Here is a 14564-nt window from a genome sequence, read left to right as displayed (position 1 = left end):
CGGCACCTTTGATCTTGCCCCGGTTGGGTGGACTGAGAAGGTCCCCGTTTCGCGGATAGTTCGCTAAGCTTGGTTCGCCCAGGAAGAAGGACGGACCCGATGACGGGAAAACGGAAGCGGTATTCGGCGGAGTTCAAGGCGAAGGTGGCGCTGGAGGCGATCGGAGGCGGCAGCTGATCCAGCCGGAGCATCCGCGCCTGTCGGTCGCCCGGCAATGCGAGCTGTCTGGCCGTACCTGCTGCGCGACGTGACCATCGACCGACCCAACCAGGTCTGGTGCGCTGACATCACCTACATTCCGATGCGGCGGGGCTTCCTGTCCTTGGTGGCGGTGATGGACTGGGCGACGCGCAAGGTCCTGAGCTGGCGGCTGTCGAACACCATGGACGTCGAGTTCTGCATCGAGGCCGTGGAGGAGGCGATGGCGCGGCGCGGCCGGTGGATCGATTACTACAACATCGACCGGCCGCATTCCGCGCTCGGCGACAGAACCCCGGAGGAGGCCTGCCAGGGTACACCGGAACCCATCAGATTGGCGGCATGACACGGACCTGAACCAAGCTTAGAAAAGCCGCAAATCTGTCCGCGAAACGGGGACCATCTCAGGCGGTCCGGCGGCTGCGACGGCATTCTCAGCGAATGCCACCGCTCTCGTGCGCCCGCGATCATCCGGCACGCGATCTGGCTCTATCTCAACCTTGAATCATCTCCGGGTCGCACATCATGCGGTCGCATTCACGAGATGGTCCGATACGGTCGAGATGAACGCACGAAGACGCTGAAGACGCCGTAGATCCCGGTGATATCCCATCCAGATGTCTCGTGCCGGCGGCGGTGTCGGCAGGTCCAGTCTGCGGATACCCGGGATCTGATTGCCGACCACGCGGGGCAGGACGGCGATTCCGACGCCTTGCCTGCACATGCGCCCCTGGACATTCCGGTTGTTCGATCTCAGGACTGGCCTCGCGTTGGGGAAACTCTCGATGAGCCATGCAATGTCAGGGAAATGGCCGGTGGACGTGTCGTGGGTGATCAGCCGGAAACCGGTCCCATCGCCATATTTCGGCTCCTGCGCCTCTTCCGCGATGTAAACGCCATACTCAAGGCGGAAGAGCCGTCGCTGAACAACGTCAGCAGTGTCGAACGGAACAATACGGAAAGCGACGTCGGCCTCCCGCTGGGCGAGATTGAACAGGCGCGTTCCGGTCAGGATCTCGACGTCGACATTGGGGTAGGCTTTCGAGAAATCCGCCAGGATGGGTGGCAGGACATAGGCCCCGAACCAGTCCGCGGATGAAATGCGCAGATTGCCCTTGAGGTTCTGCTCCTGCCCAGCAAGCCGGCGCTCCATCGCCAGCGCGCTTTCCTCCATCTGCTCCGCCAGCGCGATGATCCCGTGGCCCTCTTCGGTCAGAACAAGACCGTCCGCGGTGCGCTGGAAGAGGGTGTGACCGATCGCCTGCTCAAGTGCGCGAAGGCGCCGGCCGACGGTCGGATGGCTTGTCTGAAGCGAACGCGCGGCGCCGCCGAGCGTGCCGGATCGCGCAATCGCGAGAAAGACTCTGACGTCACTCCATTCCATCACAACCACCCACACAAAACTGAACGCGGAGAGTACAGTTATGTCACTTACCGAACAAATCTAAATGCCTAGATTGCCGTCATGGTCTGGGGCAGCGCGTCCTTCTGTGGATCCGCCAGCCCCATGCGGGCCGCCGCTTGGGCGACGCAACCGTGACCCTGGCTGGGGAGCCCAAGGGGGCGCTCGTCCGGACTGAACAGAGAGGATTTTCCTGAGGGGTCGTGGAACGCGGCGGCCCGCCTCAATGCTCGCAAATGAGGACTTCGACGATGATCACGATGCTGGTGACCTATGAGGGCGATGCGGAAACGCCGTTCGACCGCGACCATTGGATCAACGTGCACTTCCCGCTCGTGCGGGAAAGCTGGGGACGTTATGGGCTGGTAAGCGCCGGCGGGTTCTTCCCGCAAGGTGATGGTGCCGGGCTGATCGCGGTTGGGGTCGTCAACTTCCGCGACGAGGCCGCCATGGAAACGGCGCTCAATTCGCCGGAGACCGCCCAGGTCATGGCTGACGTCGACATCGTCACCGCCGTCAAACCGCAGCGCAGCATCGTGAAGCCGCTCTGAGCGGCACAGCGGTTCCTTTTCGATTGCGGGGGCCGCTGAATTCTCCAGTTCTGTGCCCCGGCCAGCGTCACCGTGACCGGCGGTGTCTTCCATGCGCTCAGCGGGGCGTGCGCCGATGCCGGCCAACTTGCCCACGCCTTCGTTGTGGCTCTCCTCCGCATCGCCACCAGCCAATCTGTCGGCGACGGTCTCGGCCTAATGATCGCCCGGCAGCCTGCGTCCGATCCCGCGCACAGCTCTCGTCCGAACAACAGGAGATGGAACATGCAGATCGGGTTTATCGGTCTCGGCAATATGGGTTCGGCAATGGCCCTGAACCTCGTCAAGGCAGGCCATGACGTGCGGGCCTGGAACCGTAGCAAGGTCGCTCAGGAAAGCGTTCCCGGGGTAACGCTGGTCAAGCTCGCGGCGGATGCATTCCAGGCTGACGCAGTCTTCACGATGCTATCCGACGACCCTGCCATTCGGGAGGTGATCCTCGATGCCGGCCTGCTGGCAAGCGCGCGACCAGGGCTGACCCATGTTGTCTCATCGACGATCTCGGTCGCCTTCGCGCGGGAACTGGAGCTGCTGCACGAAGAGGCAGGCCTTGGCTATGTGTCCGCACCGGTCCTCGGGCGACCGAACGTAGCGGCGAGCGGCCAACTCAACATCCTGGCGGCCGGGAAGGCCGATGCAGTCGCCGCGGTCGAACCGCTGCTCGCTGCTCTCAGCAAAAAGGTCTGGAAGTTGGGGGAGAACCCCGCCCGGGCGAATGCGGCGAAGCTAGCCTGCAACATGATGATCGCCATGGCTATCGAGGCGATGGCCGAGGGTGTCGTGCTGACCGAGAGCGTCGGCCTCGACCGTGCGGATTTCTTTGAACTCATCCTGGGCACCCTTTTTCGGGTCGCGCCTATGTGAGCTACAGCGCGCAGATCACGGAACGGTCATTCGAGCCGGGTTTCAAAGTCGAACTCGCGCTCAAGGACATGCGTCTCGCGACTGAGGCCGGCAACGAGATCGGACGCACGCTCCCGATGCTCGACGCTGTCCGCGAGGGGCTCAGCAAAGCTGTCTCGGCGGGCTTCGGGAAGAAGGATTGGTCGATCATGGCCGACATGACGGTTCGCGGCGGCGACAGCCTGGCGCCGTCCGAAAGCAACTCGGGGAAAAGATAATGAAGACCTGGCTCATCACCGGCTGCTCAAGCGGCTTCGGACAGCGCCTTGCGCTCGCTTCGGCACAGCGTGGCGATCAGGTCATCGCGACGGCCCGCGATGTCAAGGCGATTGAGGAAATGGCCGGGCCTTTCGGCGGCCGCATGATCGCCTTGCCGCTGGACGTGACGGATGCGGCGGCAGCCAAGGCAGCGGTCGCAAAGGCGGTCGAGACCTTCGGTGGGTTCGACGTGCTCGTGAACAACGCCGGCTATGGACTGTTCGGCGCAATCGAGGAAGGCGCGCCCGAAGAATATCGCCCGATGTTCGAGGTGAACGTCTTCGGCCTGATCGAAACCACCAGAGCCGCCCTGCCCATCCTGCGACGTTCAGGCGGAACCATCGTCAACATGTCGTCGGGCGCCGGCATCGCGGGCAGCGGCGGCGGAGGTTATTACAACGCCGCCAAGTTCGCCTTGGAAGGGATTTCCGAAGCGCTCGCCGGCGAACTGGAGCCGTTCGGCATCCGCGTGCTGATCGTCGAGCCTGGGCCGTTTCGCACTGATTTCCTCGGCCGTTCGATCAGGATGGCGGCCAACGAGATGCCGGAATATGCCGCGAGCTCGCGCAGGCACTATCGCGAAACCAACAACGGCAATCAGGCGGGCGATCCCGACAAGGCGATCACGGTGATCCTGCAGGCGGTCGACGCCGACGACGCCCCGCTTCATCTGCCACTCGGCCCCGTCGCCCACGCGATCGCCGAGCGGAAGCTGGCTGCGTTCCGCAGCGATATCGACGCTTGGCGCGATATCTCGATCGCCACCGATTTCGATCAGCCCCGGGCGCCGGCCGCAAGCTCTGTTTGAACGTCAACATCGACTGGAAAGCGATCATGATCGCAACCTTGAAGGGGTTTACCCAGCAGCTGGTGCCGGTGAATGGCATCAAGATCAACGCTGTCACAGGTGGCTCGGGCCCGCCGATCCTTCTGCTCCACGGCTGGCCGGAAACATGGTGGGAATGGCACAATGTGATGCCGCTGCTGGCCGGGCATTTCAGCGTGGTGGCCATCGATCTGCGCGGCGCGGGCTTTTCCGACTGCCCGCTCGACGGCTATGACAAGGCGACGATGGCGCGCGACGCGCACGAGGTCATGGTTGCCCTTGGGCATGACCGCTACGCCGTGTGCGGACATGACATCGGCGGAATGGTCGCCTTGCCGCAGGCCGCCATCCATCGGGAGGCTGTCACCCACCTGGCCGTCCTCGACGTTCCGCTTCCCGGCTGGACCGGATGGGAAGCGGCGACCGCGAGGCTCTGGCACTTCAGTTTCCATATGAACCGGGATCTGCCCGAGCGCCTGATCCATGGCCGTGAATATGACTATGTTTCGACCTTCATGGCGGAGCGCTTCTACGATCACGGCACCTTCAATCCGGCGGACATCGAGATCTACGCGAAGGCGATGGCCCTTCCCGGCCGCACGCGCGGCGGCATGGAATGGTATCGCACCCTCGCCGCCGATCATGCGGCGGCTCTCGAGTACAAGAAGCACCCCCTCGGGATACCGGTGCTTGGCCTGGGCGGGGACCAGCGGTTCGGCGCGCAAATGGTGCCGATGCTCAAAGAGTTTGCCAGTAACGTGACAGGCGGTCCGATCGCGCGGTGCAGCCACTATGTCGCGGATGAACGGCCCAACGAAGTCGCGGCCGCTCTGATCGATTTCCTCAAGGCCAGCTGAAACTAAGGCCAGTTGAAACTCTGCGCCCGCGCCGTCGCGGGCCGGGCGGATCGCGACGCTGCGGGCGAACTGGGCCCGAAGCGGGCGCGATGGATCGACAAAATCAAGGAGACTGTCATGACCACACCCGTCATTCGCGGCGTCAATCATATCGGCATCACGGTGCCCGACATCGAAGCGGCAAAATCGTTCCTGGTGGAAGCCTTTGGCGGCCAGGTGATCTACCAATCCTTCGGACCGCAGGATCCGCCGCGGCAGGGACCCGAATTCGAGCGGGCCGTCGGCGCTTTCCCCGGAACGGTCGTGCGTGCGCAGGCGATGGTCAAGATCGGAACCGGTCCCGATATCGAACTCTTCGAAATGCACGGCCCCGAGCAAGCCCAGCCGATCCGGGCGAGCGACTTCGGCATCACACACTTCGCTCTCTACACCGACGACATCGACGCATCGGTCGAGCGCTTCGAGAAGGCTGGAGGCACTCCCCTCACCGCGCCGCGCGCAATTCCCTATGCAACCGAGAAAGGTCCCGGAAACAAGGTCTGCTACTGCCGCATGCCCTGGGGCACGACGATGGAATTCATCACCACGCCGGACCGTATGCCCTATCATGACCAGACTGATCTGCGCAGGTGGCAGGACGAGGACTGAGCAGGGCAGGATCGGCCAGTACAGCTTCGTGCGGCATCAGGGAATTCGGCGCCGAGTTGCCTGACCCGCGCGCCGCCCCGTCCCGTCATCGCAACAACCTCTGCAGGACATTACGTCGGCCTCCTACTTCGCGGCCGCCCTACCCTGCCTTGCCAAGTGGAGGAGCTGGACGGTCAGGCCGACCACCAGGATAACCGCCAAGCCACCCTGGGCGCCAAGGAGCAGCGGGGACTTCAGGTCGGTCACCAAAGGGTGGCCGTCCGGAACACGGCGCAGGATTTCGCTGACGGTCGGCACCATCAGAAGAAACGCGCTCACGCTCAGACAAACGATCTCGATGTATCCGGCCGAGCGCCCCGCCCCAAGAACTCCCTTGACCCCATAACCCGCAAGAAGGAGGAGGATCGTCACGGCGCCGATGACGTTGCTGACCGGCTGATGTGCCACGAGGAAGACCGTCGAAGCGCCGATCAGCATGGATACGAGATAGACGGCGCCCGCCTTTGACCGGGGAACGATCCGGCCGTGGCGGGCAAACATATAGAAGGCCACGGGAATGGCCGGCAGGCTGCCAAGCGTATGGACCCAGCCAAGCGGAGAGATTCCGAACATGAGGGATTTCCTTCCTTATCCAGTGGGGCAGAGCGGCAAAGCAGGCAATGCCGTCGTGAGCCGCCACATCTACCTATTAGTCGATAGGCAACACGGGCATGCGTTCATTCTGCCGGCGAAGTGCCGGCTTCAAGCGACGATTCGTTGCAGCAAAGGACGGGCTATCGCTCCGAAGGTCGTGGCGTCGCCATAGGCGCGGGCGGATAGCATCGCGCCATGCACGCCGGCCATGAACAGTTCGGCATCGCTCCTGGCCGTTCCGACCAGCCGGAGACGGCCTTGTGCGGCGCCTCGCTCAAAGACGGAGGTGAGCCAGTCTGCAAGCTTGCGGAAATGCGCCCGCACTTCGAGAGCGACCGCTTCGGGAAGCACCGGACTCTCGCCTGCCAGCAGCGCGCAGACGCAGAACGGATCGGTCTTGTCGGCGAAGCACCCCTCCCAGTAGCCGAGATAGGCGCGAAGCTGTTCGAGCGGATCGGCGACGTTCCGCTCCAGCTCGGCAAGCCCGGTCTCAACCTCCTGCCGGTATTGCGCAACCAGCACGCGGACCAGATCCGCCTTGCCGGGGAAATGGTGGTGGATGCTCGCGGTGCGGATGCCCACGACCTTGGAGATATCGGCGTAGCTGAAGCTGTTGTAGCCGCCCCTAGCGATCAGGGAGCGCGCACAGCTTAGGATGTCGTCGGCTCTGGTCGATGTGTTACTCATGCTTCTACCTACCAACTAGTAGGGAGCCAGTCAAGCCCTTCTCGATGACCGGCAGCCCGGCTCCCAGCGTGCCTACCATCTGACGGGTCCGGCGGCGGTGAGCATGCCGGAGATCGCCGGCATGCTGTCCCGGCTCGCCGGGCATGCCGTGACCTACCGGCACCGTCCCCCCGCCGAGCATCGCAAGCGGCTCATCGCGTCCGGGCTCAGCGAGATGGTCGCCGATCTGCTGCTCGGTCTCGACCGCATCTTCCGGGAGCCGGTGCTTGCCGAGACGACGAACACGGTCAGGAACCTGACCGGCCGCGAACCGCGGTCGGTCGAAGACTGGTTGGGCGACAACATCGCAGCCTTCCGCAAGCGGCCCGGCACCGCTACGGCGTGAAGAACGCCTGCCGGCTTTCCCCGGCTGTCCTCCGGAAACGCGCAACTCCGCAATCCCGAATTCAAAGGACGTGATCATGACCGACTCGCTCCAGGCTCCGAGCCTCCGTTGGGAACTCTTCATCAGGAAGCGTGCCAGCGCGACACAAGGCGTCCCGCCGGGCAAGGAAAGCCTCAGTTGGGTGGCGAACACCGTGACGCTGTTTTGGGGGCAGCGCGACGCCGTTCTCGTCGATACCTTTCTCAGCGACGCGCACAGCGCCGAACTCGCCGACTGGATCGAGACGAAGGGCCGGACGCTGCGGACCATTTACCTGACGCATGCCCATCCCGACCTTTTCTTCGGGCTGACCCTGCTGCTGAAGCGCTTTCCCGAGGCACGGGCGGTCGCCATGCCGAACGTCGTCGAGGCGATGCGGGTCCAGTCGTCGGACGAGGTGCTCGAGCCCAACTGGAAGCGGCGTTTCCCCGGACAGGTGCCGGAGCAACTCACCGTCGCCGGGTCCCTCGAAGCCGGACGGTTCGAATTGGAAGGGCATGAATTCCGCGTGATCGACCTGGGCCATACGGACACCGACGATACAACGGGCCCCTATGTTCCCTCGCTCGACCTCGTGATCGCAGGGGACGCGGTCTACAACGGAACGCATCCGTTCCTGGTGGAAACCGACCGCACCGGGCGCCGGGCATTGCTCGCGGCTCTCGACCGGATCCAGGCGCTCGAACCGGACAGCGTGATCGTCGGCTCCGAGATCATGGCGATGGTTCGCAAAGGGCAGGTCGCCGCCATTCCCGCCAACGACATGACTGTCCAGGCGACCTTCAACGCAAAGCTCGATGGCCGCCTATGCGACGATCAAGGGCTTTGTGGTGAAGTGGACGCTCCGCAAATGCCAAGCCTCCAGCTTCAACATCACCCGCGACATTCGGGGCGAGGCGCACCTCGTCGAGCGCGCCTTCAACGTCGGTCTTGGCGTGCTCGCCGAGGTCGTGCAGGTCATCACCCAGCAGTTCGAACTTCAGGCCACATGGCATCGGCAGTGATGCCGGTTACCATCATCACACGCCTAGAGGAAGAGTTTGCAACAGAGCCCCAAATGTTCAGATCCGGAACCGGAGCTCAACCGCCGCAGGCCTTTGTCAATTCATCCCCGGCCGCTTTCAGGTCCGACCGGATTTTTCCGGCATAGTCCGCGGTCAACCGGGTGATCGGGCCGGACAGCGCGAGGGCGCCAAGGAGGCCGCCTCCCGGCCCGAACACCGGCGTGGCCAGTGACGCGGCATGTGGATCGGTAACGCCACTGGTATAGATCGGTACATCGATCTTCGGCGCGACGCGACCGACGTCAAAATGGCGGAGCACCTGGGCGATGGCGGACTTGTCCATCGGACGGAGGTCGCCGGACTGCACATGCATGCGGATTGGGCTGGCGCTCTCGACGCGGAACAGGCAGAGCCGCTGTTCGCCGCGCCGCGTGTAGAAGGACGCGGTCTCTCCGGTCGAGCGCGCCAGCCGCTCCAGCACCGGCGTCACATGATCGGCCAGACCGAAGGCATGCTGATAGCAGGCGGCGAGCCGCATCACCTCCGCATCGAGACGGTAGCCGCCATCGTCTACGCGCTTGATCAACCCGAAGCTCTCCAGCGACAGGGCCATGCGCATGACCGTCGTCTTGACCAGGCCGGTGCGCTTGGTGAGTTCAGCCAAGCTCACCACACCATCGCCGCGTTGAAAGGCGGTCAGCACGGTCAGGGCGCGCTCGACGGCTGAAACGCCCTGCAATCCGCCCTTCAATTCGGACGATGCTTCGGTCTTGGCGGATTTCTTGGGCTTGGTCTGGTCGGTCGTCACATGCGGCTTCCTGAAGAGGCCGCCCATTGAGCGGCCAATTCAGAAGGATATACAGGCAACCGGCAGGAATTTCACCCGCCGGATCGCTCATCCTCAGCCCATATACTCGACGCCGCGCTTCGTCAGTTCGGCATCGACCCAGGAGCGATCGTTGCGTCCCGCCCGGATCGCGTCCATCTGGGCGGTTTCGGCGTCATGCTTCTTCTTGGTCGCGGCGTAGATCGCCTCGGCATCCGCGAGCGGGACGCAGACGAGGCCGTCATCGTCGCCAAGCATCAGGTCGCCGGGAGTGATGATCATGCCGTCGATGGAAATGGGCACGTTGATCTCGCCGGGGCCGTCCTTGTAGGGGCCGCGATGGGTGACGCCGGCGGCGAAGATCGGGAAGCGGCCCTCCCGCAACGTCGCCGCATCGCGGATCGCGCCGTTGATGACGATGCCGCCGACGCCACGCTGCTCGGCATGCGCCACCATCAACTCGCCGATCAGCGCATTGGTCAGATCGCCGCCGGCATCGAGGACGATGACGTCGCCCGGCTCCGCCATGTCGATAGCCTTGTGCAGCATGAGATTGTCGCCGGGACGCGTCTTCACGGTGATGGCCGGACCGGCCAGCACGCCGCCGCCATGCATCGGGCGCAGCCGCGGGCCGGCCGCCGCCATGCGGGACATGCTGTCGCTGACATTGGCGACCGGGAGCTTGCGGAAGCGCTCCACGAGGTCCGGCGAAGCCTTCTGTTTCGGGTTCGGATAGATGCGGAAACCGACGGTCATCTGAGCGCTCCTGCCTGTTTGATGTTGGTTTTGCGGCCGGATCATCCGACGCACGGTTGACAATCCGAGCAGCCGATGCAATAGCTACCAAAAAATGAAACGCCGTTGCAATTTCAAAATTCAACGGTTGGGATAGACCACCGACCCGCCATGGCCCTGGCCGGCAGCGTGCACCGTCACGCGCCGGCAGCGGCAGGCGCTTGCTTGAAATCAGAAAGGGACGGGCATGTCCTATACGATCCTGGTCACCGGCCCGGCACTGACGCCGGAAGCCGTCGAACTTGCGGAACGGCGCGGCGCGCGCCTCGTTTCGATCGGCGCCGCCTATGCGAGCCCCGAGGAACTCGCCGCGGTCGCCGCGAAGGAAGAGATCGACGGCATCATCGTGCGGCAGGGCAAGGTCACGGAACCGGTGATCGCCGCGTCTCCCAGGCTCCGGGCGATCGCCAAGCACGGCGTCGGCTACGACAACATCGATACCGAGGCCGCAGCCCGCTACGGCATTCCGGTCCTCGTCGCCCGTGGCGCCAACTCGCAGTCGGTGGCCGAGCTTGCCTTCGCACTGATGTTCGGCGTCGCGCGCGATCTCGCCCATCTCGATGCGCGGATGAAGGCCGGTTTCTGGGACAAGGCGACCACGTCCGGCCTGCAGCTTCGCGGACGCAGCCTCGGAATCGTCGGTTTCGGGGAGATCGGCCGCATTCTCGTCGGGCTGGTGCAGCCCCTGCACATGACCGTGCGTGTCTTCGATCCCTACATGCCCACCGACGTCCGGATCGAGGGGGCGGAGCGTGTGGCGAGCCTGGACGAGCTGCTCGCCACCAGCGACGTCATCAGCCTGCACTGTCCCCTGACCCCGCAGACCCGCAACATGATCGGCCGCGAGCAGATCGCCGCCATGCGGCCGGGCAGCATCCTGATCAACACGGCGCGCGGCGGGCTGATCGACGAGGACGCCCTGTTCGAGGCCTTGCGCGGCGGCCGGATCGGCGGCGCCGGTCTCGACACCTTCGCGGTGGAACCGGTGAACCCGGCCAATCCGCTGCTGACGCTCCCCAACCTGATCGCCACCCCGCATGTGGGCGCCAGCACCCAGACCGCCCGCGACGCCATGGGCGTCATCGCCCTCGACCACGTCATGAACGTGCTCGAAGGCAAGGGAGCCGATCCGCGCGCCATGGTCAACGCGCCGCAGCTCCGCGTCGCCTGAACGCCCCACCAGCCGATACAGCTCCGGGAGGAAACGATGTCACCAAGCAACGAAGCGTCCAACACGCTCGAACAGAGGACCATGCGCCGCGTGACGTGGCGCATCATGCCGTTCATGATGATCTGCTACCTGTTCGCGATCCTCGATCGCGGCAACGTCGGCATGGCCTCGTTGCAGATGGTGCAGGATCTCGGCATGTCGAAGGCGGTGTTCGGCTTCGGCGCCAGCCTGTTCTTCTTCTCCTACTTCCTGATGGAGGTGCCGAGCAACCTGGCTCTCCAGCGCTTCGGCGCGCGGCGCTGGATCGCCCGCATCATGATCACCTGGGGCCTGATTTCGGCCGGCATGGCGTTCGTCCAGGGGCAGAACTCCTTTTACGTCATGCGGTTCATCCTCGGCGCCGCCGAAGCCGGCTTCTTCCCCGGGGTCCTGCTCTACCTGACCTACTGGCTGCCGGCCGGCTATCGCGGCCGCCTGATCGCCCTGTTCGGCATCTCGATCCCGGCGGCGACCTTCATCGGCTCCCCGCTGGGCGGCATCCTGCTCGGCCTCGACGGCATGCTCGGCCTGCGCGGATGGCAATGGCTGTTCATTCTGGAAGGCGTCCCGACCGTCCTGCTCGGCATCGTCTGCTTCTTCTTCCTGACCGACCGGCCCGAACAGGCGCACTGGCTGCGCGACGACGAGCGTGCCTGGCTCTGCGCCGAACTCGACCGTGAGAAAGCCAGTCGGCCGGCTGCCGCGCAGAAGACCGGCTGGGGATCCTTCGCGGAGTTGCTGCGCAACCCTTATGTCTGGGCGATGGCGCTGGCCTGCTCCGGCGCGTCGGCTGCGGGTTCGGTGCTCGGCGTCTGGCAGCCGCAGCTCTTGAAATCCTTCGGCCTGACGAATTTCGAGACCGGCCTGATCAATTCGGTTCCCTATGGCGTCGCCTGCGTGCTGATGGTGCTGTGGGGCCGTCATTCCGACAAGACGAAGGAGCGGCGCTGGCACACCGCGCTGACGCTGCTGCTGATCTCCACCGGCTTCCTGGGCGCCTTCGTCGTACAGTCGCTGGCGGGAACCGTGGTCCTGCTCAGCATGGTGCTCGTCGGCGCCTACGCCTTCAAGGGGCCGTTCTGGGCGCTGTCGTCCGGGTGGCTCGGCGCCGGATCGGTCGCGGCCGGCTTGGCCATGATCAACGCCGTGTCGAACCTGATCGGCGGCGGTCTGATGGTCAATGTCTATGGCAGCATTCTGCAGGCGACCGGCAACTACGCGCTGGCGCTTCTGCCGATCGCCCTGGTCGCCGCGACCGGCGCCGGGCTGGTCCTGGCGATCAGCCGGCAGAAGCGCGACGCGGCGGTGACCACAGCCGCTGCGAAGGGGCGTGACATGCCGCGACAGGATGCGATGACGCGCCGCGCCCTGCTGGCGGGAGCGGCGGCTGCCGCTGCGCTCCCGCCATTGGCAACGGCTTGGGCGGAAGGGCGCGGTGAAGAGGCGGTCCGCTGGTCCGCCGGCACCGCAAGGCCGGCGGCGAAGGCGCCGGCCAACGCGACCGACTGCCATTTCCACACCTACGACTCCCGCTATCCCACCGCTCCCGGCGCAACGCTCATCCCGCCCGATGCGTTGCCGGAGGATTACCGGGCGCTGCAACGGCGCCTCGGCACGACGCGCGGCGTTCTGGTGACGCCGTCGACCTACGGGACCGACAACAGCCTGCAACTTGCGTCGATGCAGGCACTCGGACCCGATAGTTTCCGCATGGTGGCGGTTGTCCCGGAGGATGTTGCGGATGCGGAGCTGAAACGGCTCGACGCGCTGGGGGTGTGCGGCGTGCGGTTCAACCTGCCCTTCCCCGGCCCGCTGTCGGTGTCCTCGCTCGAAAAGCTCTCGCCCCGGCTCGCCGCGCTGGGGTGGCACTGCGAGATCAACATGCGACCGCAACAATTGGCCGAGACGCAGGATCTGCTGATGGCCCTGCCCTCGCGCATCGTGATCGACCATCTGGGCGCGCTGCCGGCGGAGGGGCTTGAAAGCGGTTCCTATGCGATCATTCGCAGGCTGCTCGATAAGGGCAAAACCTGGGTCAAGCTCTCCGGCGCCTATCTCACCGGCAGGCCACCCTACAGCCAAAGCGGGGCGATCACCGCGGCCTATGTCCGGGCCGCGCCGGAACGGATGGTCTGGGGCAGCGACTGGCCCCACCCGACTCGCAAGCCCGACGACAAGCCCGACGATGCCGAGCTGTTCGATCTGATGGCGAAGGCGATGCCGGATGAGGCTACACTGCACCGGGTTCTGGTCGACAATCCCGCGGACCTCTATGGATTTCCGAAATGAGCTGGTTTGCCCCTCCCCGCCGGATCGAGACCAGTGTCTTCACCCGGCTTCCGGATCGCTTCCGCAAGGCGCGGCGCACCGCCTGGGCCGATGGCAACCAGGGCGGCCGGCAGATCGACAGCTTTCTCGAAGGGCCGTCCTTCGATCGCGCCGGCCGCCTCTACGTCACCGACATTCCCTACGGACGGGTGTTCCGCATCGACCCGGACGGTGAATGGACGCAGGTGACCGAATATGACGGCTGGCCGAACGGCCTGAAGATTCATGCCGACGGCCGGATCTTCATCACCGATTACAAGCGCGGGCTGATGCTGCTGGACCCGGACAGCGGGCGGGTGACGCCGATGCTGGAAACGGCGGCGACCGAGAGCTTCAAGGGCGTCAACGACCTCGTCTTCGCAGGGTCGGGCACGATCTACTTCACCGACCAGGGCCAGACCGGCATGCACGACCCGACCGGCCGGGTCTGGCGGCTGGGAACCGACGGGCGGCTGACCTGCCTCGTCGATACCATCCCCAGCCCGAACGGCATCGTCGTCGATGCCGACGAAACCTTCCTGCTGGTCGCGGTGACGCGGGCCAATCAGGTCTGGCGCATTCCGTTGCCCGAAAGCGGCCTCGTCACCAAGGTGGGCGTGTTCGTGAACCTGCATGGCGGGCCGGGCGGACCGGATGGTCTGGCGCTGGACCGCGACGGCAACCTGCTGATCTGCCACACGGGGTTTGGTTCGGTCTGGCGCGTATCGCCGGTTGCCGAGCCGCTCGACCGCATCGTTTCCTGTGCCGGGGTGGGAACCACCAACCTCGCCTTCGGCGGCGACGGAAACCGCAGCCTGTTCATCACCGAAAGCCGGACCGGCTCGATCCTGCGCGCCGACCTCGAAACGCCGGGCCTGCCGATGTACTCCCACGCCTGAGCCGCTGCATACGTCATGAAAAAGGAGTGACCATAACGGTCACTCCTTTTTCATTGCCGGCATGACGTTGGCGTCACGCCCGAAACGTCGCCCGGCG

The 14564-nt window shown here is 64.8% G+C and carries 14 protein-coding genes and 3 pseudogenes; 12 read left to right on the top strand and 5 right to left on the bottom strand.

Translation table 11 applies throughout. The annotated features are described in order from the left end of the window. Positions 1–223: 223 nt before the first annotated feature. Positions 224–544: pseudogene (locus AB8P05_RS29545) on the top strand (DDE-type integrase/transposase/recombinase); the annotation flags it as partial. Positions 545–721: 177 nt separating this feature from the next. Here the strand turns inward: AB8P05_RS29545 and AB8P05_RS29540 are convergent. Continuing rightward, complete coding sequence (locus AB8P05_RS29540; RefSeq protein ID WP_472761959.1) at positions 722–1582, bottom strand: LysR family transcriptional regulator; 861 nt, start codon at positions 1580–1582, stop codon at positions 722–724. A gap of 269 nt (positions 1583–1851) precedes the next feature. Between AB8P05_RS29540 and AB8P05_RS29535 the strand changes: the two genes are divergently transcribed. From AB8P05_RS29535 to AB8P05_RS29515, 5 genes and pseudogenes are all read left to right on the top strand, one after another. Next, positions 1852–2151 carry an EthD family reductase gene (locus tag AB8P05_RS29535; protein WP_472761958.1) on the top strand — a complete coding sequence of 100 codons (300 nt, stop codon included), beginning with the start codon at positions 1852–1854 and terminating at the stop codon, positions 2149–2151. Positions 2152–2415: 264 nt separating this feature from the next. Next, positions 2416–3311 (top strand): annotated as a pseudogene (locus tag AB8P05_RS29530) (NAD(P)-dependent oxidoreductase). After that, the gene (locus AB8P05_RS29525; RefSeq protein ID WP_472761957.1) at positions 3311–4159 is read left to right on the top strand and encodes an oxidoreductase; all 849 of its coding nucleotides are present in this window, start codon (positions 3311–3313) and stop codon (positions 4157–4159) included. The pseudogene AB8P05_RS29530 and the gene AB8P05_RS29525 overlap by 1 nt, the downstream one beginning before the upstream one ends. 26 nt (positions 4160–4185) lie before the next feature. Further along, entirely contained in the window at positions 4186–5034 is an 849-nt protein-coding gene (locus AB8P05_RS29520; protein WP_455176450.1) for an alpha/beta fold hydrolase, read from the top strand. A 117-nt stretch (positions 5035–5151) separates the two neighbouring features. Beyond that, on the top strand, positions 5152–5682 hold the full coding sequence (locus tag AB8P05_RS29515) for a VOC family protein (RefSeq protein ID WP_472761956.1): 531 nt from the start codon (positions 5152–5154) through the stop codon (positions 5680–5682). A gap of 123 nt (positions 5683–5805) precedes the next feature. Here the strand turns inward: AB8P05_RS29515 and AB8P05_RS29510 are convergent, their stop codons facing one another. After that, positions 5806–6294: a hypothetical protein gene (locus AB8P05_RS29510; RefSeq protein ID WP_472761955.1), complete on the bottom strand. Its 489-nt coding sequence runs from the start codon at positions 6292–6294 to the stop codon at positions 5806–5808. A 129-nt stretch (positions 6295–6423) separates the two neighbouring features. Continuing rightward, positions 6424–7002, bottom strand: a complete 579-nt coding sequence (locus tag AB8P05_RS29505; RefSeq protein WP_455176436.1) for a TetR/AcrR family transcriptional regulator — start codon at positions 7000–7002, stop codon at positions 6424–6426. Between the two features lie 103 nt (positions 7003–7105). Here AB8P05_RS29505 and AB8P05_RS29500 point away from each other — a divergent pair, with 103 nt between their 5' ends. Together AB8P05_RS29500 and AB8P05_RS29495 are read left to right on the top strand one after the other, a co-directional pair. Further along, entirely contained in the window at positions 7106–7387 is a 282-nt protein-coding gene (locus AB8P05_RS29500) for a hypothetical protein (RefSeq protein WP_472761954.1), read from the top strand. Between the two features lie 76 nt (positions 7388–7463). Further along, positions 7464–8576: an MBL fold metallo-hydrolase gene (locus tag AB8P05_RS29495; protein ID WP_472761953.1), complete on the top strand. Its 1113-nt coding sequence runs from the start codon at positions 7464–7466 to the stop codon at positions 8574–8576. Here the strand turns inward: AB8P05_RS29495 and AB8P05_RS29490 are convergent. Then, entirely contained in the window at positions 8507–9265 is a 759-nt protein-coding gene (locus AB8P05_RS29490) for an IclR family transcriptional regulator (RefSeq protein ID WP_472761952.1), read from the bottom strand. The two genes, AB8P05_RS29495 and AB8P05_RS29490, sit on opposite strands and share 70 nt — an antisense overlap. 66 nt (positions 9266–9331) lie before the next feature. Then, positions 9332–10012 carry an RraA family protein gene (locus AB8P05_RS29485; protein WP_472761951.1) on the bottom strand — a complete coding sequence of 227 codons (681 nt, stop codon included), beginning with the start codon at positions 10010–10012 and terminating at the stop codon, positions 9332–9334. A gap of 226 nt (positions 10013–10238) precedes the next feature. Here AB8P05_RS29485 and AB8P05_RS29480 point away from each other — a divergent pair, with 226 nt between their 5' ends. The 4 genes and pseudogenes from AB8P05_RS29480 to AB8P05_RS29465 all read left to right on the top strand — a co-directional run bounded on the left by AB8P05_RS29480 (position 10239) and on the right by AB8P05_RS29465 (position 14467). Continuing rightward, entirely contained in the window at positions 10239–11222 is a 984-nt protein-coding gene (locus tag AB8P05_RS29480; protein ID WP_472761950.1) for a hydroxyacid dehydrogenase, read from the top strand. Positions 11223–11258: 36 nt separating this feature from the next. Further along, positions 11259–12587: pseudogene (locus tag AB8P05_RS29475) on the top strand (MFS transporter); the annotation flags it as partial. Positions 12588–12596: 9 nt separating this feature from the next. Next, a complete protein-coding gene (locus tag AB8P05_RS29470; RefSeq protein WP_472762007.1) occupies positions 12597–13550 on the top strand; it encodes an amidohydrolase family protein in 954 nt (317 codons plus the stop codon). Continuing rightward, complete coding sequence (locus tag AB8P05_RS29465; protein ID WP_472761949.1) at positions 13547–14467, top strand: SMP-30/gluconolactonase/LRE family protein; 921 nt, start codon at positions 13547–13549, stop codon at positions 14465–14467. Before AB8P05_RS29470 ends, AB8P05_RS29465 begins: the two co-directional genes overlap by 4 nt. Positions 14468–14564: the final 97 nt, after the last annotated feature.

This window comes from Azospirillum sp. VT-I1, from assembly GCF_055698305.1.
Note: the sequence above shows the minus strand (reverse complement) of the source record. Positions and strands in the feature narration are given on the sequence as shown.